This window comes from Cryobacterium sp. MDB2-A-1 (assembly GCF_004402675.1).
Classification (GTDB): Bacteria; Actinomycetota; Actinomycetes; order Actinomycetales; family Microbacteriaceae; genus Cryobacterium; species Cryobacterium glucosi.
In genome coordinates this window covers 98,335-121,374 of the sequence record NZ_SOFK01000024.1, presented here as the reverse complement: position 1 = coordinate 121,374, position 23,040 = coordinate 98,335, and the positions used below count along the sequence as shown (strand labels likewise).

Sequence of the window (23,040 nt, the reverse complement as noted above, 5' to 3'; positions counted from 1 at the left end):
CTCCTTTGTGATCTGACCAACGATTATCGTCGGCCTTCTTGGTGATTGAGGGGGTTACTTGCGGGCTTCGCTGATCGCGGCAAGGAAGGTTTCGGCGGCGCTGGTGACCTTCGAGTAGTCGCCATCGGCCTGGGCGGCTTTCGTCACGAAGCTCCCGACGCCCACTGCGGTGACACCAGCGTCGAACCAGGCCTTGACGTTGTCCTTGGTGACTCCGCCGGCAGGCAGTATGGGCGCCTGAGGCAGAGGCGCAAGGATCGTTTGCACATATTGAGGTCCGGCGATCTCGGCAGGGAAGAGTTTGACGATGTCTGCGCCGGCCTCGAGAGTGTCGAGGATCTCAGTCGGGGTGAACGCGCCACTGATCGTCACCGCCTGATATCGATTGGCGAGGGCGATCATCTTCGGGTTGAGCTGTGGGCTCACCAGGAACTGGGCACCGGCGGAAATGGACGCGTATGCGGACTCGGCGTCGATCACGGTTCCGGCACCGATTGCCACGCCCTGGTGCGCGTACTTCGCCGACAGTCTCTCGATTACTCCCAGGGCTCCGGGCACCGAAAGTGTGATCTCGAGTGCGCGGAATCCGCCTGCGATGGCGGCCTCCGATACTGCGAACGCTTCCTCGGCATCATTGAGGCGCACGATGAGGACGGCGCCGGTCTGGACGATGGCTTCTAAAGTTGCATATTTCTTTAACATTGTTTAACAGAGTACCCCAAATGTGCAAACGTGTGACACATATGTGAAATTAAGTTAAGCTGAGGGGTGTACCCACCAGAAAGGCAGGGCCATGAGCGCCTCTCTTATGCCACTGATCCCCGAGCAGCGCCAACAGGAGATACTTCGCGTTCTGCGCGCCCAGGGTGTTCTCGGTATCCGAAACCTCACCGACCTCCTGAATGTGTCGCACATGACTGTGCGCCGGGACATTGCCGCCCTGGAGGAGAGCGGCCTCGTCACATCGGTGCAGGGAGGTGTGCGTCTCGCCGATTGGACAAGCAGAGAGCCGCCGCGCGAGCGAGTTTCTCGCGCGCAATTGGAACTCCCCCGGAAACAGGCCGTCGCCGAACTCGGCGCCGGTTTCGTCGAGGATGGAATGGTCATCTTCCTGGACGCCGGTACGACCTGCCAATCCATTGTCCCGTTCCTCCGGGAGCGCAAGAACGTGACCGTCGTGACAAATGACTTCTACGTCGTGACCAGTTTGTTCGACTACCCCAATATCGAGACGATCCACACCGGTGGCCTCGTCGATGCCTCCAGCGGCTCGAGTTGCGGGCGTCTGGCCGCCCAGACGCTCTCCTCGATCAACCTCGACCTGTTCTTCCTGAGTACGGGAACGTGGAGCCTTCCCCGCGGCGTCACTACTCCCTCGCTCGACAAGGTCGAGATCAAGTTGGCGGCTCTCAAGGCCGCGTCGGCGTGTTTCCTGCTGGCCGACAGCACCAAGTTCTGCACTGTCTCGAAGTTCCTGGTCGCCCCGCTCGAAAGGCTCGATGCGATCGTCACCGACGAGGAGCTTCCGGTCGATGCTCAGGATCAGATCAGAGGCCTGGGCGTCAATCTCCACCTTGCACCAGTAGAGCGCTCGCTTTCAGCAACGCAAGACTGACGCTGGGCTCCTGACCGCCGAGGTCAGCACGAAGGACGCCCCTAAAGTTGGGCGCGCCCGAAACGGCGGCATAGGTCTGCCGAAACGGGCGCGGCGGCGGCGAATTCGGAGCCTGAGTCGACTACTCCCCGAGCACCTGCACGCGGTGCCGGTACTCCTCGGCGTCGAGTTCGCCGCGTGCGAAACGTTCGTCCAGAAGGAGTCGTGCCGCGCTGCGTCCGGTCGAGACCGGCCCGGAAGGGACGTTGCCCTGCGGCCCTTCCGCACGGGTCCCGCTCCCGCTGCTGAAGACCCGGATGGTCACGATGGTGAGCAGGACTACGCCCAGGATCAGGACCAGCCCGACCGGCCACACCCACCACATGAATCCCATGCCGTACCCGTTGCCCCACATCATTCTGTTCTCCTTCGTTATACCGTCACGCTACTCGCCATACCCGTGGGGGTACGAGGGGCAGCGGCCGGCAGGGTCAGTCCGCGGAAACCGCGGAGGCGGAGGCTGTTGCTCACCACGAAGACCGAGGACAGCGCCATTGCGGCGCCGGCGATCAGGGGGTTGAGCAGGCCGAGCATGGCGAGCGGGATCGCGGCCACGTTGTAGGCGAAGGCCCAGAACAGGTTCGCCTTGATCGTGGCGAGCGTGCGCCGGGACAGCCGGATGGCATCCGCTGCCGCGACGAGGTCGCTCCGGATGAGAGTGAGGTCGCTCGCCTCGATCGCGACGTCGGTGCCGGTGCCCATGGCGATGCCGAGGTCGGCGGTGGCGAGCGCGACGGCGTCGTTCACGCCGTCGCCGACCATGGCAACGACCCGTCCCTCGGCTTGCAGGGCGCGGATGACCTCGGCCTTTTCGGCGGGGAGCACGCCGGCGCGCACGTCGTCGATGCCGACGAGGGTGCCTACGTTCCGGGCAACGGTGTCGTTGTCCCCTGTCAGGAGCACCGGGGTGAGGCCGAGGCGGCGGAATTCGGCGATTGCGGCGGCGCTCGTGTCCTTGACGGCGTCGGCGACGGTGAGGATGCCGCGGGCCACTCCGTCCCAGGCCACGGCGACCGGGGTCTCGCCTCTGTCCTCGCCAGCGGCGAGCGCCGCCTCGAGGTCGGGCGTGAAGACGATGCCCCACTGCTCGGTGAGCCAACGCGGCCGGCCGACGGCGACGAGGCGACCGTCGACGACGGCCTGCACTCCGAGGCCGTCCGCGGAGGCGAACGATTCGGCGGCCGGGAGGGTACCGACCCGTTCCCTCGCCCCGGTCACGATGGACTTCGCGATCGGATGCTCGGACCCGGCCTCTGCGGCCCCGGCGAACCGGAGCAGTTCGGCGGCCTCGAGCCCGGAGACGGGGACGGCCTCGACCAGGGACATCCGCCCGGTGGTCACGGTGCCGGTCTTGTCGAGCACGATGGTGTCGACGCGCCGGGTGGATTCGAGCACCTGCGGGCCCTTGATCAGGATGCCGAGCTGTGCGCCGCGGCCGGTGCCGACCAGCAGCGCCGTCGGTGTGGCCAGCCCGAGCGCGCAGGGGCAGGCGATGATGAGTGTCGCGACGGCGGCGGTGAAGGCGACGACGGGGGTTGCACCGACCAGAAGCCAGACCGCGAGGGTCGCGAGGGAGAGACCGAGGACGATCGGCACGAACACCCCGGAGACCCGGTCGGCGAGGCGCTGCACGTCGGCCTTTCCGGTCTGGGCCTGCTCGACGAGGCGCCCGAGCTGGGCGAGTTCGGTGTCGGCGCCGATCCGGGTGGCCCGGACCACGAGCCGTCCGCCCGAGTTGAGGGTCGCCCCGACGACGACGGCGCCCGGACCGACTTCGACCGGCACGGCTTCGCCGGTGAGCATACTCGCGTCGATGGCGGACACGCCCTCGACCACGACGCCATCCGTGGAGATCTTCTCGCCGGGCCGCACCACGAACTGGTCGCCGACGACGAGGGATGCTGTGGGCACGATGACCTCGACGCCGTCACGGAGCACGGCGGTCTCCTTGGCGCCCAGTTCGAGGAGGGCGGTGAGCGCCGCCCCGGACTGCTTCTTCGCGCGCGCCTCGAAGTACCGGCCCGCGAGGAGGAAGACCGTGACCGCGGATGCGACCTCGAGGTAGATCTCGTTCGCTCCGCCGCCGGCCTGGGCGGTGAGGCTGAACGTCATCCGCATGCCCGGCATGCCGGCGGTGCCGAAGAAGAGCGCGTAGAGCGACCAGCCGAGTGAGGCGATGATGCCCATGCTGATCAGGGTGTCCATGGTCGTCGCGCCGTGCCGGAGGTTCATCCACATGGCGCGGTGGAAGGGCCAGGCGCCCCAGACGGCGACGGGCGCCGCGAGGGTCAGGGCGAGCCACTGCCAGTTGGTGAACTGCAGGGCGGGAATCATCGACATCGCGGCGACGGGGATCGCGAGCGCCGTCGACACGAGGAGGCGGTGACGCAGGCTCGCCACCTCGAGCTCCTGCGCCGTGGGAGCGGGTGCGCTGCCAGAGGTCCCGGCGGTCGGCTCCGGCGGGCGCGGGCGCTCTGCGGTATAACCGGTGTCCTCGATCACGGCGATGGCCTGGTCGACGGTGGTGCCCTCTGGCAGGGAGACGCTCGCCTTTTCGGTGGCGTAGTTGACGGATGCCTCGACTCCCGGCATCCGGTTCAGCTTCTTCTCGATGCGGGTCGCGCAGGAGGCACACGTCATCCCGCCCACGAGAAGGTCGACGCGTTCGGTGGTCATCGTGACTCAGCGACCAGTTCGTAACCCGCTTCGTCGACGGCGGCTGCGACGGCAGCACGGTCGACAGGGGCGCCGGTTACCGTCAGGACGGACGTGCCGCCCGGAACGAGGGTGATCGCGACGTTCTCGGGGCCGGCGAGCTTGCCGACCTCCTTCGTCACGGCCGCTACACAGTGCGCGCAGGTCATCCCCGTCACCTGGTATTCGCTGATGCCGAGGTCGTTTTCCGTCTGTCCGATCATGGAATGCACTTCTTTCTGGTTCCTTGTAGTGAATGGGTGAGCCGTGGCTCAGGACCGCACGAGCCGTGCGATGGCGTCGAAGGCCTCTTTGACCTTGGCGTCGGCCTCGTCGCCGCCCTTGACGGCGGCCTCGACCACGCAGTGGCTGAGGTGGTCGTTGAGCAGGCCGAGAGCGACCGCCTGCAGGGCGCTCGTCATCGCCGACACCTGGGTGAGGATGTCGATGCAGTACTTGTCGTCTGCGACCATGCCCTGCAGACCGCGGGCCTGGCCCTCGATCCGGCGGAGCCGTTTCAGGTAGGCGTCCTTGTTGGACATGTAGCCATGCGGACCGCTGTGCGGGTCTGCACTCGCTTCGGCGGCGATCGTTGCGGTCGCACCTGCTGCGGTCGCACCGACCGCGGTCGCACCGACCTCCGTAGAACTGATATCCGTCATCGCGCTGTCCTCCTCGTCGGATCCTTATACCCCCCTATGGTACACCCGATACCCCCCTATGGTACATATTCGGCCCGATTCGTCCCGATGGCCCGGTCTCCCTAATAGGGGGGTGAGCTTCGACCGACTACCTTTGATAACATGACGCCTCCTGATACAACAGCGCCGAGCGAGGCAGCAACTGCCCTCGTCGCGAAGACCTTCTCCGAGCTCGGCCTGACCGATGCCGTGCTCAAAGCCCTCAAGGACGTCGGGTACGAAACTCCCTCGGCCATCCAGGCCGCGACCATTCCCCCCTTGCTCGCCGGCCGCGACGTCGTCGGCCTCGCCCAGACCGGGACCGGAAAGACGGCAGCGTTCGCGCTGCCGATCCTGTCCCGCCTCGACATGGCGCAGAAGAACCCGCAGGCCCTCGTCCTCTCCCCCACCCGCGAGCTCGCACTCCAGGTCTGCGAGGCCTTCGAAAGCTACGCCTCGCACATGCGCGGCGTGCACGTCCTCCCCGTTTACGGCGGACAGGGTTATGGCGTCCAGCTCTCCGCGCTCCGTCGCGGCGTCCACGTTGTCGTCGGTACTCCCGGTCGCATCATGGACCACCTCGCCAAGGGAACCCTCGACCTGTCCGAGCTGAAGTACCTCGTGCTCGACGAGGCCGACGAGATGCTCAAGATGGGCTTCGCCGAAGACGTCGAGACGATCCTCGCCGACACCCCGGAAGACAAGCAGGTCGCGCTGTTCTCTGCGACCATGCCCGCGTCCATCCGGCGCATCGCCAAGAAGTACCTGCACGACGCCGAAGAGATCACGGTCAAGACCAAGACCACGACCTCGGCGAACACGACCCAGCGTTACCTGATGGTCTCGTACCCGCAGAAGGTCGACGCGCTCACCCGCATCCTCGAGGTGGAGAACTTCGAGGGCATGATCGTCTTCACCCGCACCAAGAACGAGACAGAGACCCTCGCCGAGAAGCTTCGCGCGCGCGGCTACTCGGCGAGCGCCATCAACGGTGACGTCGTGCAGGCTCAGCGTGAACGCACGGTCGAGCAGCTGAAGTCGGGCAAGCTCGACATCCTCGTCGCAACGGATGTCGCCGCTCGCGGCCTCGACGTCGAGCGCATCAGCCACGTCATCAACTACGACATCCCGATCGACACCGAGTCCTACGTGCACCGCATCGGCCGCACCGGCCGCGCCGGGCGGAGCGGTGCCGCGATCAGCTTCGTCACACCCCGTGAGCGTCACCTGCTCAACGCCATCGAGAAGGCGACCCGCCAGCCGCTCACCCAGATGCAGCTGCCGAGTGTCGAGGACGTCAACATCACCCGCCTGGCGCGCTTCGACGACGCGATCACCGAGGCGCTGGGCCAGACCGCCCGCGTCGACCGGTTCCGCGACATCATCGCCCACTACGTCGAGCAGTACGACGTGCCGGAGGCCGACGTCGCCGCAGCTCTCGCGGTCGTCGCCCAGGGTGAGACCCCGCTGCTCCTCTCCGAGCAGGATGCCCGCAACCAGCGTCGCGACGAACGCGAACGCTCCGAGCGCAACGACAGCGGCAGCTATGCGCCCCGCAACGATCGCAACAACCGCGACAGCCGTGACGGACGCGACGACCGTGGCGGACGCGACGATCGCTGGGACCGCGACGACCGCCCGCGCAAGAGCGAGCGCCCCGAACCGCGCCCCCGCGACAGCACCATCCCGCTCGTCTCCTACCGGATCGAGGTCGGCAAGCGCCAGAAGGTCGAGCCGCGCCAGATCGTCGGCGCGATCGCGAACGAGGGCGGCCTGAGCCGCGAGGACTTCGGGCACATCCAGATCAACCCGGACTACTCGCTCGTCGAGCTGCCAGAGAACCTGTCCCAGGACGTCCTCGATCGTCTCGTGGGAACCCGGATCAGCGGCAAGCTCATCGAGATCCAGCCGGACAACAGCGGCCCGGTGCGCCGCGAGGACCGCGCCCCGCGCCACCCCCGCCGCGACTAGCGCTCGGAGGCCGTCGGCGCGGTGATGGAACATCTGCGACACGAGCGGTGTTCTATCCACTGACCCGCGGGCGACGTGAGAACGCAGCCGGCGGTCACCCCAACGTATGTGGAGGAATCATGAGTACAGAACAAGCGATCCTGGCCGGAGGGTGTTTCTGGGGAGCGCAGCAGTTGCTGCGCCGGCGCCCCGGCATCATCTCCTCGCGGGTCGGCTACTCGGGAGGCGACACCCCGAACGCGACCTATCGTCATCACGGTGACCACGCCGAATCCGTCGAGATCGTCTTCGATCCCGCGGTGATCAGCTACCGCGAGCTGCTGGAGTTCTTCTTCCAGATCCACGACCCGTCGACGAAGAACCGGCAGGGCAACGACGTCGGTCGCAGCTATCGCTCGGCCATCTACTACACGACGCCCGAGCAGGAACGGGTCGCCCGCGACACGATCGCGGACGTCGACGCCTCCGGCCTGTGGCCGGGCAAGGTCGTCACCGAGGTCGAGCCTGCTGGCGATTTCTGGGAAGCCGAAGACGAGCACCAGGACTACCTGGAGAAGTACCCCGCCGGGTACACCTGCCACTATGTCCGGCCGGGCTGGCGCCTGCCCCCCCGCACGGAGACATCCGTCTAAGAACTGCACTCGCGGCCCCGGTGATCTGATCGCCGGGGCCGCGCTCGTCTCAGGCACCTCCCGTCCACTGCCGGGGTCGGGAGCGGCCCACACCTCTGCGGCTACAGGTCCGGCCGAACGGTCCGGCCGAGGTCCCACGGCTCGGCCCAGCTGAGCTCATCGAACATCCGCGACAGCACGATCGCCGTGAACCCCCAGATCAGCCGGCCGCCGACGGTGAAGGCCGGCGAACGGTACGCGGCTCCCCCGACGGTGTGAGCCGTGCTCACCCGGTTGGCGGGGTCGAGCAGGTCTGCGACGGGCACCCGGAAGACGTCGACCGTCTCCAGGTGATCGACGGCTGCCACCTCCGACTCGCGCGTCCACCAGGCCGGCACCGGGGTCACGAGGTGGTTGCTCACCGGCACGGGCAGTGCCGGAAGGGTGCCGAGCGGCTCGAGGCCCTCCGGGTCGAGGCCGGTCTCCTCGACGGCCTCCCGCAGAGCGGCCGCGATCGGGCCGGCATCGGAGGCTTCGAGCCGTCCGCCCGGGAAGGCGATCTGCCCCGGGTGGCTCCCGAGCGTTGCAGCACGACGCAGCAGCAACACGTCGAGGTCCCGTGGGACCTGCGCTCGCGCGCGTCCCTGCACCGGTGACTGGGCAGGCGAAAAGTCGAGCACCCCGAAGAGGACGAGCACCGCAGCGTGCCTTGCCTGCGCCGCATCCGGCAGGGAACGCGTCACCCCGGTGTGCCAGTCCAGGCCGCGCTCGCACAGAGCCGCGAGCTGCGCCCGGGGATCGTCCGTTACGTCGAGCATGACCCCAGCCTAGAGAATCGCGACGAAGGTCCTCCAAGGTGACACAACGGATGCCCCCGCCTCAATCCGCTGAACACGATGCAATATCCAATGCTAAGTTGTTGTGCATCGCGAGTGCTGGGGGCCGCATGTCATCCGATACTGTCTTTGTCTGGGTCTGCGTCGCTGTGGGCTGGCTGATGATCCTGGGCTCACTACTCGTCACGCGGACCCGAGGGGCGCAGGACCGGCGCTTTCTGCAGTTCTGGCACACCACCGGTTTGCCGATCGGCACTGAACTGATGGCGGCCACCGTCCGCCGCCGGATTCGCACCTCAGGAACCGTCGTCCTCGTCGGTGCGCTGACCGGTCTGCTCGCGGCATCCGTGATCCTCCTTCTGCGACCGGAACTCGCCTCGCCCCCGTTCGTCTGGCTGGTCGCCCTGCCGGCGACCCTGATAGGAGCGTCCACACTCGACCTGGGTCTCACCCTTCGACAGTCGCGATTCCTGCCCTCCATGAATGGCACTCGACCGGATCGGTCGCCCGCGGTCGTTCTCGCCGATTACGTCAGCCCTGGACGGTTGCGCGCGGCCCCCTTGCTGGTGATCGTCGCGGCCGTTCTCGCGGGCACAGCCCTCTGGCTGGGGTCCGTCGGCGTTCTCGATCTCGCCGTCTTCCTGCAGAGCGCCGCGCTTCCGGTTCTTGTCGTTGCGGGCTCCAGCCTCGTGGCCGGCAGGTTCGCATCACGGCGGATCCTCCGCCAGGCCCAGTCGGCGGGTACCGACCTCGAGCAGGCCTGGGACGACGCCTTCCGCGCCGAGACCTTGCGCAGCGCGAGCATGTTTCAGACCATGATCGCGTGGCTGGCCGTTGGAGCCGTCGGCCTGGGAATCCTCAACGGCTGGGACGCGGTGACGGGAACGACCTGGAGCACCGGACTCGGGTCCCAGCTCTTCACCTGGGGCTATCTTGCGACGATCATCTGGTTCAGTCACGGGAGCGCAACCGGGTACTCCCGGAGGCACCTTTGGTCGAATCTCGCCCCGACAGGACCCAGTACAGACCACGCGGCCTGACCTTCCCTGCCCAGACGGGTCGGCTACAATCGGCGCATGCCGGTCAGAACCGTAGCCCAGTCCGCCCGCGACCTCATCGGGCGCAACCGCACGGTCGACCGCGTCTACCGCACCTCCGTCGGTGTCATCGGCGGGGGAACCGTCGTGCTGGGTGTCGTGCTCATCCCTCTCCCCGGGCCCGGCGCGTTGATCAGCCTCGGCGGCCTCGCGCTGCTCGGCACCGAGTTCGACGGTGCCAAGAAGGTCAGCCGCCGGGCAAACGACCTCGCCAAGCGGGGTGCCGCCAAGGTCTCCCAGCTGCGTCAGGAGCGCAGGGACGCCCGCCAGGACTGACCGGGATCCGCGACGAACGTCACTCGCGAGCGATCGTGCCCTGCGGGTCAACGGATGCCGCGATCGCCGTGACGCTCCGCTCCAGGAACGACACGATCTCCTCTGAGGGCATCTCGGTGTCGAGCGCGAGGTCGACGAGGATGTCCTCGGCGAATCCGACCCAGGAGCGCAGGGCGAGACGAAGCAACTCCGAGTCCGCGACTCCGAGTTCCAGGAAGACCGTGATCACGCGATCGGCCTGGGCCGCCCGTGCTTCTTCCAGCACCTCGCGCACCTCGGTGTCGCCGCTCGCGACACCGCGCACGAGGGAGAAGAATGTCCCGCGGTACTCGCGGACAAAACCGACGATCCGCGTCAGGGTGTCGCGGAGTCGTTCGAGGGGCGGCAGTTCCGGGGCAGGCTCTGTGGCGTCCAGCATGGCGTCACGGGCTGTGCGCACCACTTCACGGTGCAGGCCCTTCTTCGAGGTGAAGTAGTGGAACAGCAATCCGCGGGAAACGCCGGCCCGCGCGGAGAGGTAGTCGATGGTGAGGGATTCCAGCGGCTGGTCCGCGAGGGACTTCACTCCGAGCGCGACCAGCTGGGCCCGGCGCTCGTCCGGAGTCAGCCGCGTTCGCCGCTCCGTTTCCATGGTTAGAGCATATCCGCGTTCGGCAGCGGGCCGTCCTCGGCACCCCCGAACCGGGCACTCCCACGCGAGTGCCCGGTTAGCAGATCGCAAAAAGCGTTGCCAAACCGTGATGTTTCGCAAATCCGGCTATTAGTACACTCGTCAACAGCGCTTATTGGTTGGCGAGTCAATAACGACCTGCCGGACTGTTTGCCCAGATCAAGGAGGATCTATGAAGTTCACCAAGCTCACCGGCACCCACGCCGGACGGATCGTGCTCGCTGCGGTTCCCGTGGCCCTGCTGTCCACCGTCCTCATGGCGGGGGTGGCCAACGGCGCCGTCCCCGTCTCGTTCGCCGTGTCGGGAGGCCAGTTCAAGATCAGCGCTTCCCAGCTCGATGGGACGGGCTTCTCTCAGTACGGAGGCGTCGCCCAGGAAGGCAAGACCGGCACGTACCACCCCGTCGCGATCGCGAACATCGCGACCGCGAGTCTGGCCGACCTGTGCCAGTCCGTGGTCGCCGTGACCCCGCTCGGCAAGGTCGGCCTGCTCATCGGTGCGGGCGGCGGCGGCAAGCCGGCCACCGCGACCGACCTGCAGATCGGCATGACCGACCTCAAGGGTGACGCGACCTTCGGCAACATCCGCATCGGCGTGGACGCCGCCGCGGTGAAGACGGCGGCCAAGGGCACCACGGGCGACTTCGCCCAGGACGCCGACACGATCAAGGTCGCCGGGCTTCAGCAGACCGCATGGAGCACCCAGGCCTCGGTGTTCACCCTGAACGGCATGCACCTGCAGCTGACCAACGGAACTGAGTGCTTCTAATCGAAGCACCCCGTCACCACGGAGGAGACCGGATGAAAACCAGCACGTGGGCCACATTCACTGCCTGGTGCCGTCAGAGACCGTTCGTCGGTGGCATCCTCGTCGTGCTGGCCGGAGTGGAGATGTTCTTCTCCGGCCAGCTCGACGTCGGCACGATCCACGTGCAGGTCGGGATCGAAGGCATGCAGGCGATGATCATCCCGATCATCGTGGTGCTGCTCGGTATCCTCGCGATCGCGATGCCCACGCACCGGATCTTTTACGGGGTGATCACACTGGTGTTCTCGATCTATTCGCTGGTCGGCGTCAACCTCGGCGGATTCTTCATCGGGATGGTCCTGAGCGCGATCGGCGGCATTCTGGTCGTCGCCTGGATGCCGAAGCCGGCCAGGGCGGGAACCGCCGTCGAGCTGTTTGCGAGCCCGGTCGAGGAGCCCGACATCCAGTTGGGTGAGCTCTTCGAAGAACGCTCGCGTCCGCGGCGTGCCCTGTGATGCGCGACCGCGGGCGCACCCGCGATCTGCGACCGCGCGTCGTCGGCGTCTGGCTCGTACTGTCGCTGTCGGCGATCGGGGCGGCGGCGATGCCGTCGCCGGGTCAGGCCGTGCCGTGCGATCTGCTCCTCGTGGACTGCGGCGTCCCGACGCCGACGCCGAGCACGACCGCTGACCCAACCGTGACGGATGCGACCCCCACCACCGTCCCGACAGCTCCGGTCGATCCGGCTCCCGTCGTTGCCCCGATCCCGGTCCCCACCACCGGTCCGACCGTGGGCGTCACGGCTCCGGGCCCGAACACCCCGGCCGCGGCGGCGGTTGTCGCCGTGGCAGACCCGAATGCACCCGTGTTCGGCAACCCGGCGGCTCAACTCGGCGCATCCTCGATGACCATCACCGGGCTCGCCTCAGTGACGGTCGTGACCGTGTCGCACGCCGACGGCACCACCGTGCCCGCGCTCAGGATCGTGGCCGATGACATTGTTCTGACGGACGCCGTCATCGACGTGCGGTCGACATCCGGCTCCGGCCTCGTGACGAGCTCCCCGCGGATGGAATTGCACGGCAACGTGCAGGTCTACCTGGACTCGATCACCACGACCCTGCCCGACGGAACCAGCGTCAGCTTCGGAGCGGCCACTCCCCCGCCGGGCGGGCTACCGTCGACACTCGGCTCCGTGACACTCGGGCTCGTCGGGACCCTTGCGGATTCCATCGGCTACAGCCAGGTGCACCAGAGCGTGAGCTGACCGCATGGCAGGACGCGGGGCCGGTCGCTTCAGGCGACCGGCCCCGCGCTGGCGGATCAGGCGCTCTCCCGGTGATGCTTACGACGGCAGCGGGGATTCGTAGGCGCGCAACCACCGGGTCAGGATCGCCTCGAGCCGGTCACGATCGTCGTCGGAGAGCTGGTCGACCAGGCGTCGCTCATTGTCCATGTGGTCTGCGAACGCGGCATCGATGACGTCGAGGCCGCGGGGGGTGAGCGCGACGACCCGGCGCCGACCGTCTCCGGCGACGTGCCTGCGCACGATCAGTCCGGCCGCCGCTAGCCGGTCGAGTCTCTTGGTCATCGCGCCCGTCGTCACCATCGTATGGTCGGCGAGTTCACGAGGCGCTCGTTCGTAGGGACTGCCGGCGCGACGCAAGGCAGCGAGCACATCGAATTCCCCCTCCCCGAGATCGTGGGCGCGATAGACACTCGCGAGCTCCCCGGTGAGGTGGGCGGCGAGCCGGTGCAGTCGTCCGATGACCGCTTGCGGGGCGACGTCGAGATCCGGGCGTTCACGTCGCCATTCAGCCTGGATGCGTGCGACCCGATCCGATGCGTCTTCCGTCATACTGCCACTATACCTTCCATGGAAGTTATAGTAGCTTCCATGGAAACTAAATGGCGCTGGCTGCTCGTCACCGCGATCGCCCCGATCGCCTGGGGATCGAACTACTTCGTCACCCGGCAGTTCCTGCCCCTCGACTATCCGCTATGGGGCAGCACGCTGCGCGCCCTGCCTGCGGGCCTCCTCCTGCTGGCGCTGGCGCGGTCCGTTCCCCGCGGCGCCTGGTGGTGGAAGTCCCTGGTACTCGGGGCTCTGAATGTCGGAGCGTTCTTCGTCCTCATCTACATTGCCTCCCACCTCCTGCCCTCGAGCCTTGCGGCCACGATCATGGCAAGTTCGGCGGGAGTCCTCCTGCTCCTGGCCTGGCCGATGCTGTCCGAACACCCGACCTGGACGGCCGCGCTCGGCGCGGGTGCCGGATTCGCCGGCGTGTGCGTCCTGCTCCTCGACGGCGGCAGCGCAGTGAATCCCGTGGGGGTACTCGCCTCGGTGGCCGCCATGCTGATGTCGTCGGTCGGCTACATCCTGGCCAGGAAATGGGCGGCCCGGGAGTCCACCATCGCGATGACCTCCTGGCAGCTGGTCGCCGGCGGACTCCTGCTCCTGCCGTTCGCCGCGTTCGTCGAAGGCCCGCCGCCCGCCCTCGACGGTCCGGCCCTGGCCGGCTTCGCGTACGTCACGGTGATCGCAACAGCCGTCGCGTTCGTCGCCTGGTTCTCGGGTCTCCGGCACCTGCCGGCGGCGACGGTCGGGTTGGTCGGTCTCCTCAATCCCGTCACCGGGGTGCTCCTGGGCACGCTTGTCGCCGCCGAGCCCTTCGGCGCGCGCCAGCTGATCGGTGCGGGTCTCGTTGTCGCGGGCGTCCTGATCGGCCAACGCCGGCGACGGGTGCCGACCGGACCCTCGCGCTCTGGGCGCATGCGCTGTGGCTCCTGCTCCCGTTGGCGGCCTGGGTCGCCCTGATCGCCATGCCCGTGCGCAGCATGATGGCCGGGGGCTGGCCGGACGGGTTGCGCGGAGACCAGTCGACCGCGGTCTGGCTCTTCCTCGGCAGTTACGGCGTGATCGCGGGCGGCCTCCTTGCGACCATGCTCGCCTCCCTGATCAAGAAGTCGTTCTACCTGGCCTGGGTGTGGGTCCATCCCGAGGCGGCCTCCGGCGGTTCAGCGCAGGGATTCTGGCGGTGGATGCCATACCGCTGGCGCTTCGACCTCTGATTCGCCGGCCTCGGCGGCCTCGGCGGCGGTTTCCTCGGGGCATGCTGGATCGCCCTCGCCTTCGAGGAGCAGCCGTTCTTCCAGGCCACTGTCCTCAGTGGAGCGGTCCTCTTCCTCGTCGGGGGCGCGCTGAGCCTCAACTACTGGCACGCCGACGAACCGCTCGGCGCCGGGGAATCCCAGAGCTGAGCCTCGGCTCGGCCGGCAGTCAGTGCGCCTCGGGATCCTGCGGCGCGGCATCCGCCCGCAGGGTGCTGACGGTGTCGGCCGGATCGCGCTGGCGCCGGCTGGCGAACAAGAACGGGATGCCGATCAGCTCAATAAGGCCTCCGATCACGAGCGACGTTCCGTAGCCCCAGAGGTCGGCGGCGCGGCCGAGTGCCGGCTGGACGAAGACCCCGCCGAGGCTGCCGAACAGTGAGTCGAACGACAGCACCGTCGCGCGCTGCTTCGACGGGATCATGTCATTGAGGTACGCCTGCCGCACCGGGCCGGCGACGGCGAAGACGAACCCCCAGAGCACCAGCAGCACGATCGCGAGCCAGAAGAGGCTGGTGAGCCCGAGAGCGATGAGCACGACGATGCTCGTGACGGATGCCCCGATCACCGTGGTCGTCCGCCGGTGGAATACTCCCCGGATACGCGGGGCCAACACCCCGCCCGCGACCTGCGCGAGCGAGAGCACGGCCGCGGCGAGACCGGCGATCGAGTACGCGGACGGGTCGCCGGAGAGCACCAGCAGGTAGGGCTGCAGGGCGTAGAACGAATAGACCCCGACCCCGGAGGCGAAGGGCGCGGACAGGATCACCCACCGGACGGAGCGCCTCCGGAGGCCGTGCTCGATCGACTCGGCGAGAACGGTCCTGGTCGCCTTCAGCGGTCCCTGGGATCGATCCGGAGTGAATCCGAGGTCCTTCATCACGACCGCCGCGAACACGAGCATCACGACGAGCACCCCGGCGCGCAGCAGGAAAGGAACGCCGAGATTGGTCGCCTGGGCGATCACGCCGCCGAGGACCGACCCGGCGAACATCGCAATGCCGGTCACCACGAGTCCCCTGCCGAAGACCGCCTCGAGGCCGTCGGTGTACCCGCTGAAGGTCAGAGCATCGACGAGCCAGGCATCCACAGCACCGGAGAAGAACGTGAAGCCGAGCCCGAGCAGCACGGACACGAGCGCCCACCAGCCGAAGGGCGCGTGCCAGAGCCACAGCAACCAGTACAGCGCGGTGGTGACCGAGAGCGTGATCGTGCCCAGCAGGTAGGACGCCTTCCGCCCGACCGTGTCCGCGACGACCCCGGTCGGGATCTCGAAGAGCACCATCCCGGCGGTGAAGAATGCGTTCGCGGCGAAGGCCTCGAAGTTCGACAGTCCGGCGTCGAGCAGGAACAGCGTGTTGATGCCCCAGATGAAGGACGCGGCCAGGGTGTTGCCGAGCAGGAGGATCAGGTAGATCCTCTGCACGCGCCGCGCCGCGGGGTTCATGGTCGACCTGGTTCCTCCGAGTTCTGCCTCAGGGTTCTGCCTCAGGGTTCTGCCTCAGGGTTCTGCCTCAGGGTTCTGCCTCAGGGCTCTGCCTCAGGGGGCGTCCGGCCCCTGCCCGATGCTCAGCCACGCGTCCGGTCCCGCGCGCTGGGCGCGAGCGGCGCCGTCCTCGGTTGCTGCGCGGGCGTTCTTCAGTTCCTCAAGCTGGCGTTCGACGGATGCCTGACGCACTCCCGCGGACAGCTGCCGGTCGATGTCCGCGTCCGCGGGCGCCGTGAGATCGTTCAGGACGCCCCGGGCGAGCAGTTCATCGGTCGCGGCAGCACGCGCCTGCATCTGCGCAACCCGGTCCCTGGCCCGATCGAGGTTGGCGCCGACATCACCCAGATTGGAACCGATGCCGGCCGCCGCCTCATTCGCCCGCGCCTGGGCCTCGGAAGCTGCATAGGTGGCCTTGAGAGTCTCCTTCTCGGTCCGGAACGCGGTGACCCGTTCGGCGAGTCGCCGCTCGTTGTCCTGCAACTGCCCCTGCTGCCGTTCGAGCGAGGCGTATTGCTCACGAATGGCACCGACCTGGGTCTCGAGGTAGGAACGGCGTTCGAGAGCGGTCCGGGCGAGATCCTCGCGTCCCTGGTCCAGGGCCTCCTGGGCCTGGTCGGCCAATCGCTGGTACCGGGCTCCCATCTCCTGCCCCTGCAGCTCGATCCGTTTCTTCGCCGTCGTCACCTCGGCGAGTCCCTGCCGCACCTGCTGGAGCATCTTCAGCTGCTGTTCATAGCTGTCGTCGAGGGCCTCTCCTGGGTCTTCCAGCCGGTCGAGGGCGCGTGACGTCTTGCTCCGGAAGATGATGCGCAGCCGTGACGTGGCGCTCATGATTCGCTCCCTCTCGTGGTGTCGCGGTGATCGTGCAGGTTGAGTGCGTGCAGTTCCTGGATTCCGGCTTCCAGGGCCAAGACCTCGCGGTCGACCTCCGAACGCAGCGCCAGCAGGACATCATCGGTGAGGTCCCCGCGGCCGCCTGCAACGGTCGCCCGCAGCCGACCAACGAGTCCGGCGACGTCGTCCACACGGCGTCTGGCCATCGGAAGTTCCTCTGCGAGGACGACGGCATCGGTCTCACTCGTCAACAGCACCAGTTGCGCGTCGAGGGCAGCGCCTTCATCCTGGATCCGGTGAAACAGGCGGGGAAGCTCGCCCCGCGGCCCGTCACTGCCCAGCGCGAGATCGACTGCGGCCTGACCGCTTCCCAGAGTGTCTCTCAGTCGGATGCGCAGTCCCAGGACCTCGCGCTGCGGTCCCCGGCTCAGGGCGGCCCGGGTGCGAAGCGCCGCACCGGCCACGGCACGGCTGCGACGAATGCGTTTGTACAGCATCCGCGCCACCACGATCGTCGCGCCTGCGGAGACGACGAGGATCGCTGCCAATGCCAGAATCACCGCGGCCACTGCTGTCATGCCGGCCACCCTGCCCTTCATGTCCATCCCACGAGCGAGACCCCGTGCTTCACCGAACAAAATACGCTCGCGTCCGCCGAATTGTCTGTAGGCGGTGCGAATTCTGCCGATTCTGGTCCCGCCCGGCTTGGACCCCAAACGGGGGACACGATGTGCGAGGATAGGTATGGGACGATCAGCTCGGACGTACGCCCGAGGCGCAGAATTGGAATCCCATCGACGAGTGGGGCGCCTCGATCGCCCTGCACGATCTGCCGGCCCTGTCGGCCCTGCGCACGGGCGCGCCGGTAGCAGAAACCCTGATCGGATTGTTCGTTCCCGGCGATGACACCGACCCGGCTCGTCTGGCCTGGCTCAGGATCTCGGGGATTCCGGCCGTCGACGAGGCCGGTGCGACCGTGGGCGCCTTCGCTCTCCTGGACGTCCGCGAGGACCGACCGGAGGACCCTGCAGGCATCGTTGGCCGGCCTGGGCGACCCGTACGTCCTCGTCCACGCGGTGCGCAACATCCACGGGACCATCATCGACTTCGTGGTGGACGAGGCCAACCCCGCGGCCTGTGCATTCCACCGGATGCCGCAGGGGCAGTTCATCGGCGGCTCGCTGCTCAACCCCATGCCGGCGGCGATCTCCGGGGCGCTCGGCGACCTCTGCGCGGAGGTCCTCGAGCAGGGTGTCCCCTGTCATCGCGACGGTTTCCGGGCCGCCTCACCTCACGGCGACCGGCCGGACCGGTGGTACGACTTCCACGCCGCTCCTGTCGGTGACCGCGCGTCCGTGATCTGGCGGGATGTGACCGGGGAGCACCTCGCCCTCCAGGCCCTGCAGGATTCGGAGCAGCGCTACCGGCTGCTCGCCGAAAACGCCTCCGACGTCGTACTCATGGTCGACTCCGCCGACCGGTATGTCTGGGCTTCGCCCTCCCTCGAAGAGGCGCTGGGCTGGAAGCACGATGACCTGCTGAATCGGATATCCGCCGAATTCGTGCACCCCGACGACCTGCCGGGCGTGCTGGCGGCCCGCACCAACCAGAACGAGGGCGTGCGGCGCCATCGTCCGTTCCGGGTTCGGCGCAGTGACGGCACCTATCGCTGGGTGTCGACCATCACGCGCGACCTTCACGACGCGGCAGGCCAGACCACCGGCCGGGTGATTTCCCTGCGCGACGTGCACGAGGAGACCGTCGCGCGGCAGTCCCTCGAGAAGTCGGAGGAGCTGTTCCGGGCCGTGCTGACGTCATCGACGACGGGAATGATCCTCTGTGACCTCACCGGACGCATCCAGGTCGTGAACGAGGCCTTGTGCACCATGCTCCTCAGCGACGAGGCCTGGCTTCTCGCCAGGCGCACTGACGAGCTGGTGCACCCCGACGACAGGGCGACAGTGATCCAGGCCAGGGCCTTGACTATCGCCACCGCCGCCAGGGCTCCTTTCCGCGAATTGCGCCTGGTCAGGGCCGACGGGGCCATTATCTGGGCCCGCCGGACCGCGTCGGTGATCCGGACCAGTGCGGGCGCACCGGAACGTTTGGTCGTGCAGCTCGAAGATGTCACGGCCGAGCACGAGTCCCGCGAGGAGCTGCTGTTCCAGGCACACAACGACCGGCTGACCGGGATGCACAACCGGGACTGGATCCTCCGCGTTCTCGAGCAGGACCTCGAGGATTCCCGGAATTCCGGGCTCGCCGTCGGCGTGCTGTTCATCGACCTCGACAACTTCAAGCTCGTCAACGACTCGCTCGGCCATGTCGCCGGTGACGAGGTGCTCGCCGTGATCGCAGACCGGATCGCGTCCGCGATGCTCCCCCACGACCGGGTCGGACGCTTCGGCGGTGATGAATTCGTCGTCGTCGTTCCGAATGCATCCGAGCCCGCGGATGTCGAACGTGTCGCGGTGAACATCACGGCTGCTCTCAGCACCGAGCTCTCGATCCACGGACACCGGATCATCCCGACGGTGTCGATGGGAATCGCCCTCTCCACGGACAGTTCCACCGCCGCCAGTCTTCTTCGGGACACCGACTCCGCTCTCTTCCGGGCCAAGAAGTCGGGCAGGGCCCGGTGGCAGTTCTTCGACGACACGATGCACTCCCAGGCGATGGAGCGGCTCACCATCGAGGACGAAATCCGCATTTCGCTGCGGAAGGGCGATTTCGTCGTCTACTACCAGCCGATCGTCGCCCTCCTCGATCGCTCCACCGTCGGCTATGAGGCACTCGTCCGCTGGCAGCACCCCGGGCGGGGACTCCTTGCGCCGGCCGAGTTCCTCCCGATCGCCGAGGAATCCCGGCTCATCCTCGGAATCGATCGCTACGTGCTCGACCAGGTCTGCGCCGTCCTGGCCTCGGATCCCAACGGTGCGACAACGATCAGCGTCAACGTGTCCGCCGTCGACTTGGCCCACGAGTCCTGGGCCGAGACCTTCCGGTCGGCCCTCCGGACCCACGGCGTCGACCCGTCCCGACTCATCGTCGAGGTCACCGAAACGGCCGTGCTGTCACTGCGGCCATCCACCACAGGAAGCCTCGATGCGGTCCGCGATCTCGGCGTCGGCCTGCACGTCGACGATTTCGGCACCGGGTTCTCCTCCATCTCGCTGTTGCGCGACCTCCCGGTCACGGGACTCAAGCTCGACGCGAGCTTCGTCGGGGGCCTCGGTGACGGCAACCGCGGCGCAGATGCCCTGGCGGCAGGCCTCGCGGGGCTCGTCGCGCACCTGGGCCTGACCGGTGTCGCCGAGGGCGTCGAGACCGAGACGCAGGCGCGGACCCTGCTGTCACAGGGCTGGCTGCACGGGCAGGGCTATCTCTTCGGCCGGCCGGCGCCCTGGCCCGGACAGGCCGGGCGAGCCCAATAGCCTGAACGACCCGAACGACGCGAGCAGGTCTAGCCGATCCTGGATAGCCCGACCAGGACCATGTGAGTGCTGTCGCCGTTCAGGCAGGTCTGAAAGACGAGGTCGTGGCCACGCGGAACGTCGCTGACCATCGCGGTGCCAGCGCTCAGGGAGCCGATCACACCGGTCACCCGGTAGACGCCGGCGTCGATGCCGGCCAGGCGGACCTGCGCCCCGGTCCACCGCGGGAAGAGTTCGCCACCGCAGCCCCAGTGCTCGACGAGCATCGGCGTGCCGTACCAGGCTGTCGTGTCCACGAGCCCGGAACACAGGTCGATCTCGGGCTGCCGGCCGGCGATCGTGACGGTGGACGTGAAGTCGTCGCCCATCGACGATCGAGGCTGGACCGGGCCAGCGCCCTGGTCCACGATCGACGGGGAGGAGAGTACATCGACACTGAGCTCGATCCCGGAGTCATGGGAGTTGTCCAGGCCATCCACCGACTCCGCTGCGTCAGGGAGAGTCCCGGCCGCCACGGTCACGACGGAACCCGGTCCTGCCGACGTTGCGCTCAGGTGCTGGCCGGCTCCGAAGACACAGACCGCAGAAACGACCGCCGTCGCGACGCAGAAACTACCGACGATGAGGAGCCGGGCTCGAACCGACTGGCTACTGTCGCGCTGCGCATCTCTCGTGGGGTACTCCGGTCTCGGAAGCCCGGAGCACCGTGAGGGATCCGGTCGGCGTGACGGACCCGCGAAGCCCCAACGCTCATCGATACCAGCTCACGTTCACCGATCGATCAGGCTTCGTTCACCCTTTGTTCACCTTTTCAACATAGTCCGTTAAGAGTCGGGCAGGCGGCAGCCACGCCCCTGACGAGCAGGCAGGCCACCCGAAGGCTGAATCAGCGGATGAGCCCGGCCTCGCGCGCTGCCGCAACCGCCGCCGTGCGACTCGTCGCACCGAGCTTGGGGAAGATATGGGCGAGATGCGACTTGACGGTGGTCTCACTCAGGTGCAGCCCGCGCGCGATGTCGCCATTGCTGTGCCCGGCCGCCACGAGGGTCAGGACCTCGAGTTCGCGAATGCTCAGCGCCGACTGCGCGTCGCGCACCCGGGCGAGCAGCCGGGTGGCCACGGCCGGTGCCAGTGCCGACTGCCCGGAGGCGGCGGCGATCACGGCAGTGATGAGATCGTCCGGCGGGGTGTCCTTCAGCAGGTATCCGGCGGCGCCGCTTTCGATCGCGGTGACGATGTCGCTTTCGGCGTCATAGTTCGTGAGGATCAGCACGGCGGGCGCGTTGTCGAGCGCGCGGATGCGCTGCGTCGCCGCGGCGCCCTCGAACTGGCCCTGGAACTGCAGGTCCATCAGCACGACGTCAGGGCCCAGGCGCACGGTTTCGGCGAGCGCTTCGGCGGTCGTACCGACCGCGGCGACGACAGTGATCGACGGTTCCGTGTCCAACAGGGCAAGCAGCCCGGTTCGCATGATGGGATGGTCGTCTGCGATCAGCACCCGGATGGTCATCGGGCGAGCTCGAAGCTGGCTACGACGCTGGTCCCGTGCCGGTTCCGGTCGCCATCCGGGCGCGTGCTCTCGACCGTGAGCGTCCCGCCCAGCTCGGTGACCCGCTCCCGCATGGCGTGCAGGCCGAAGGTGTTGCGAGCGGTGGGGACGGCAGCGGGTACGACGGCAGCGGGAACGGCCTGTGGGCCGGACTCGGGGTCGAACCCCACTCCGTCGTCGACCACGTCCAGAATGACCTCCGAATCGAGCCGGCTCAACGTGAGGTCGATCCGGCCGGCCCGGGCATGCTGCACGGCGTTGGCCAGCGACCCCTGCGCAATCCGGAGCAGGGCCGTTTCGAGCCGGGTCGGCAACAGGCCGATGTCCCCGGAGATCGTGACGTTGACCGGTACTCCGCTGGCCGCCTCCGTCTCGGCGGCAAGCCGACGGAGCGCCTCGACCAGCGTGGTCTGCCGCAACGCCGGTGGCGAGAGTTCGTCGATGAAAGAACGGGTCTCGCCGAGGGCCTGAGTCGCGGCATCCCTGGCCTGGCCCACGCGCATGCGCACGGCGGCACTCGAATCGGCGGAGCGCTCGGCAGCGTGCAGCAGCAGGACGATGCTGGAGAGGCTCTGGGACACCGTGTCATGGATCTCGCGCGCCAGCCGGCCGCGTTCGTCGAGCACTCCCGCGGCCCGCTCGGCCGCCGCGAGCTGGGTTCGGGTGTCCTGCAGCTCGGCGATCAGAAGGTCCCGCTCCCGGGCTTCCCTGGTGAGCGACCGGTACGCGAGCCCGATGACGACGGCGACCACGGCACCGATCACGGGACCGATCACGCCGCCCACGCTGAATCCGCGATGCACGCCGAACGCGACGATCGCGATCCCGGTCGCGAGGGCGATTGCTGCGGGGCCCGTCCAGCCGGGAAGCAGGTGCAGGTAGATGAAGAAGAGCGGGAAGAGCAGGTAGATGGCCTCTGGGCTGAAAACCGTGAGGACAACCCATTCGAGGCTCAGCGCGGCCGTCCAGGCCAGTGCCCACCCGGGCAGGGAACGGCTCGGGAGGTTGTATGCGACGAGTGTGCCGGTGGCATAGGTTCCGAGCAGCACGGCGGAAAGGCAGATGATGACTCCCGCGGCGGGCATCCCCGCCTGCCCGGCCATCGCGACCACGAGCACGACGAGGCCGAGCACCAACAGGTGCAGGCTCACGCGCAGACCCAGGAAGACGGAGTCGAGTCCGGAGCCGTGCGCGGTCATGGCGTTGCTTCTCTCACTCGGCGATCACCAGTCCACCGTACGGGGAATAGGCCGGGACGGCATCCTTCGAAAGGTGTAGCGGATGCTCCGCCCTTCGTCCCGGAATGACCGTTCGGGTGCACGATGACCGGGCGTTCGGTTCTCGGCAGAGTGGTCAGTGGCGGGCACGGGCTCGCCATCTGCAGCC

The 23,040-nt window shown here is 67.7% G+C and carries 25 protein-coding genes; 11 read left to right on the top strand and 14 right to left on the bottom strand.

All coding sequences use genetic code 11. From position 1 onward, the window contains the following. Window positions 1–54: 54 nt before the first annotated feature. Window positions 55–702 (bottom strand): bifunctional 4-hydroxy-2-oxoglutarate aldolase/2-dehydro-3-deoxy-phosphogluconate aldolase, encoded by a 648-nt coding sequence (locus tag E3O39_RS08045; protein WP_134450248.1) that lies wholly within the window; start codon window positions 700–702, stop codon window positions 55–57. 91 nt (window positions 703–793) lie between these two features. On the opposite strand from E3O39_RS08045, the gene E3O39_RS08040 reads away from it, so the two are divergent. Further along, a complete protein-coding gene (locus tag E3O39_RS08040; RefSeq protein ID WP_134450247.1) occupies window positions 794–1,615 on the top strand; it encodes a DeoR/GlpR family DNA-binding transcription regulator in 822 nt (273 codons plus the stop codon). A 121-nt stretch (window positions 1,616–1,736) separates the two neighbouring features. On the opposite strand, the gene E3O39_RS08035 is transcribed toward E3O39_RS08040, so the two are convergent. Genes E3O39_RS08035 through E3O39_RS08020 form a run of 4 tightly spaced genes read right to left on the bottom strand, consistent with a single transcriptional unit; the run spans window position 1,737 to window position 5,010 of the window. Next, window positions 1,737–2,012: an SHOCT domain-containing protein gene (locus E3O39_RS08035; protein ID WP_134450246.1), complete on the bottom strand. Its 276-nt coding sequence runs from the start codon at window positions 2,010–2,012 to the stop codon at window positions 1,737–1,739. Window positions 2,013–2,026: 14 nt separating this feature from the next. Then, window positions 2,027–4,330: a cation-translocating P-type ATPase gene (locus E3O39_RS08030; RefSeq protein ID WP_134450245.1), complete on the bottom strand. Its 2,304-nt coding sequence runs from the start codon at window positions 4,328–4,330 to the stop codon at window positions 2,027–2,029. After that, window positions 4,327–4,572 (bottom strand): heavy-metal-associated domain-containing protein, encoded by a 246-nt coding sequence (locus E3O39_RS08025; protein ID WP_134450244.1) that lies wholly within the window; start codon window positions 4,570–4,572, stop codon window positions 4,327–4,329. The genes E3O39_RS08030 and E3O39_RS08025 overlap by 4 nt, the downstream gene beginning before the upstream one ends. 48 nt (window positions 4,573–4,620) lie before the next feature. After that, a complete protein-coding gene (locus E3O39_RS08020) occupies window positions 4,621–5,010 on the bottom strand; it encodes a metal-sensitive transcriptional regulator (protein ID WP_134450243.1) in 390 nt (129 codons plus the stop codon). Window positions 5,011–5,151: 141 nt separating this feature from the next. On the opposite strand from E3O39_RS08020, the gene E3O39_RS08015 reads away from it, so the two are divergent. Next, window positions 5,152–6,999 (top strand): DEAD/DEAH box helicase, encoded by a 1,848-nt coding sequence (locus E3O39_RS08015; RefSeq protein ID WP_134450242.1) that lies wholly within the window; start codon window positions 5,152–5,154, stop codon window positions 6,997–6,999. Window positions 7,000–7,118: 119 nt separating this feature from the next. Beyond that, window positions 7,119–7,631, top strand: coding sequence for a peptide-methionine (S)-S-oxide reductase MsrA (msrA, locus tag E3O39_RS08010; RefSeq protein ID WP_134450241.1), 513 nt, complete (start codon window positions 7,119–7,121; stop codon window positions 7,629–7,631). A 101-nt stretch (window positions 7,632–7,732) separates the two neighbouring features. Here the strand turns inward: msrA and E3O39_RS08005 are convergent, their stop codons facing one another. Beyond that, the gene (locus E3O39_RS08005; protein WP_134450240.1) at window positions 7,733–8,428 is read right to left on the bottom strand and encodes a CoA pyrophosphatase; all 696 of its coding nucleotides are present in this window, start codon (window positions 8,426–8,428) and stop codon (window positions 7,733–7,735) included. A 128-nt stretch (window positions 8,429–8,556) separates the two neighbouring features. Here E3O39_RS08005 and E3O39_RS08000 point away from each other — a divergent pair, with 128 nt between their 5' ends. Then, a complete protein-coding gene (locus E3O39_RS08000; protein ID WP_134450239.1) occupies window positions 8,557–9,486 on the top strand; it encodes a hypothetical protein in 930 nt (309 codons plus the stop codon). Between the two features lie 36 nt (window positions 9,487–9,522). Further along, window positions 9,523–9,819 carry a PGPGW domain-containing protein gene (locus tag E3O39_RS07995; RefSeq protein WP_134450238.1) on the top strand — a complete coding sequence of 99 codons (297 nt, stop codon included), beginning with the start codon at window positions 9,523–9,525 and terminating at the stop codon, window positions 9,817–9,819. Window positions 9,820–9,838: 19 nt separating this feature from the next. On the opposite strand, the gene E3O39_RS07990 is transcribed toward E3O39_RS07995, so the two are convergent. Next, window positions 9,839–10,450 carry a TetR/AcrR family transcriptional regulator gene (locus E3O39_RS07990; RefSeq protein WP_134450237.1) on the bottom strand — a complete coding sequence of 204 codons (612 nt, stop codon included), beginning with the start codon at window positions 10,448–10,450 and terminating at the stop codon, window positions 9,839–9,841. 211 nt (window positions 10,451–10,661) lie between these two features. On the opposite strand from E3O39_RS07990, the gene E3O39_RS07985 reads away from it, so the two are divergent. From E3O39_RS07985 to E3O39_RS07975, 3 genes are read left to right on the top strand one after another with little or no spacing between them, the layout of a single operon-like run. Continuing rightward, window positions 10,662–11,258 carry a DUF6230 family protein gene (locus tag E3O39_RS07985; RefSeq protein WP_134450236.1) on the top strand — a complete coding sequence of 199 codons (597 nt, stop codon included), beginning with the start codon at window positions 10,662–10,664 and terminating at the stop codon, window positions 11,256–11,258. A gap of 32 nt (window positions 11,259–11,290) precedes the next feature. Further along, a complete protein-coding gene (locus tag E3O39_RS07980) occupies window positions 11,291–11,752 on the top strand; it encodes a DUF6114 domain-containing protein (RefSeq protein ID WP_174774589.1) in 462 nt (153 codons plus the stop codon). After that, window positions 11,749–12,504 carry a hypothetical protein gene (locus E3O39_RS07975; RefSeq protein WP_134450235.1) on the top strand — a complete coding sequence of 252 codons (756 nt, stop codon included), beginning with the start codon at window positions 11,749–11,751 and terminating at the stop codon, window positions 12,502–12,504. Before E3O39_RS07980 ends, E3O39_RS07975 begins: the two co-directional genes overlap by 4 nt. A gap of 78 nt (window positions 12,505–12,582) precedes the next feature. On the opposite strand, the gene E3O39_RS07970 is transcribed toward E3O39_RS07975, so the two are convergent. Further along, the gene (locus tag E3O39_RS07970; protein ID WP_134450234.1) at window positions 12,583–13,095 is read right to left on the bottom strand and encodes a MarR family winged helix-turn-helix transcriptional regulator; all 513 of its coding nucleotides are present in this window, start codon (window positions 13,093–13,095) and stop codon (window positions 12,583–12,585) included. Window positions 13,096–13,134: 39 nt separating this feature from the next. Here E3O39_RS07970 and E3O39_RS07965 point away from each other — a divergent pair, with 39 nt between their 5' ends. After that, complete coding sequence (locus E3O39_RS07965) at window positions 13,135–14,055, top strand: DMT family transporter (protein WP_134450233.1); 921 nt, start codon at window positions 13,135–13,137, stop codon at window positions 14,053–14,055. Further along, window positions 14,034–14,309, top strand: a complete 276-nt coding sequence (locus E3O39_RS07960; RefSeq protein WP_134450232.1) for a hypothetical protein — start codon at window positions 14,034–14,036, stop codon at window positions 14,307–14,309. The genes E3O39_RS07965 and E3O39_RS07960 overlap by 22 nt, the downstream gene beginning before the upstream one ends. 208 nt (window positions 14,310–14,517) lie before the next feature. Here the strand turns inward: E3O39_RS07960 and E3O39_RS07955 are convergent, their stop codons facing one another. From E3O39_RS07955 to E3O39_RS07945, 3 genes are all read right to left on the bottom strand, one after another. Further along, window positions 14,518–15,795 (bottom strand): MFS transporter, encoded by a 1,278-nt coding sequence (locus tag E3O39_RS07955; RefSeq protein ID WP_134450231.1) that lies wholly within the window; start codon window positions 15,793–15,795, stop codon window positions 14,518–14,520. Window positions 15,796–15,888: 93 nt separating this feature from the next. Beyond that, a complete protein-coding gene (locus tag E3O39_RS07950; RefSeq protein WP_134450230.1) occupies window positions 15,889–16,668 on the bottom strand; it encodes a PspA/IM30 family protein in 780 nt (259 codons plus the stop codon). Then, entirely contained in the window at window positions 16,665–17,276 is a 612-nt protein-coding gene (locus E3O39_RS07945; protein ID WP_134450229.1) for a hypothetical protein, read from the bottom strand. Before E3O39_RS07945 ends, E3O39_RS07950 begins: the two co-directional genes overlap by 4 nt. 432 nt (window positions 17,277–17,708) lie before the next feature. Between E3O39_RS07945 and E3O39_RS07940 the strand changes: the two genes are divergently transcribed. Further along, entirely contained in the window at window positions 17,709–20,105 is a 2,397-nt protein-coding gene (locus E3O39_RS07940; RefSeq protein WP_134450228.1) for a bifunctional diguanylate cyclase/phosphodiesterase, read from the top strand. 29 nt (window positions 20,106–20,134) lie between these two features. Here the strand turns inward: E3O39_RS07940 and E3O39_RS07935 are convergent, their stop codons facing one another. The 3 genes from E3O39_RS07935 to E3O39_RS07925 all read right to left on the bottom strand — a co-directional run bounded on the left by E3O39_RS07935 (window position 20,135) and on the right by E3O39_RS07925 (window position 22,853). After that, window positions 20,135–20,626 carry a hypothetical protein gene (locus tag E3O39_RS07935; RefSeq protein WP_134450227.1) on the bottom strand — a complete coding sequence of 164 codons (492 nt, stop codon included), beginning with the start codon at window positions 20,624–20,626 and terminating at the stop codon, window positions 20,135–20,137. Between the two features lie 365 nt (window positions 20,627–20,991). Next, window positions 20,992–21,615: a response regulator transcription factor gene (locus E3O39_RS07930; RefSeq protein ID WP_134450226.1), complete on the bottom strand. Its 624-nt coding sequence runs from the start codon at window positions 21,613–21,615 to the stop codon at window positions 20,992–20,994. After that, window positions 21,612–22,853: a sensor histidine kinase gene (locus E3O39_RS07925; RefSeq protein ID WP_134450225.1), complete on the bottom strand. Its 1,242-nt coding sequence runs from the start codon at window positions 22,851–22,853 to the stop codon at window positions 21,612–21,614. The genes E3O39_RS07930 and E3O39_RS07925 overlap by 4 nt, the downstream gene beginning before the upstream one ends. Window positions 22,854–23,040 lie beyond the last annotated feature (187 nt).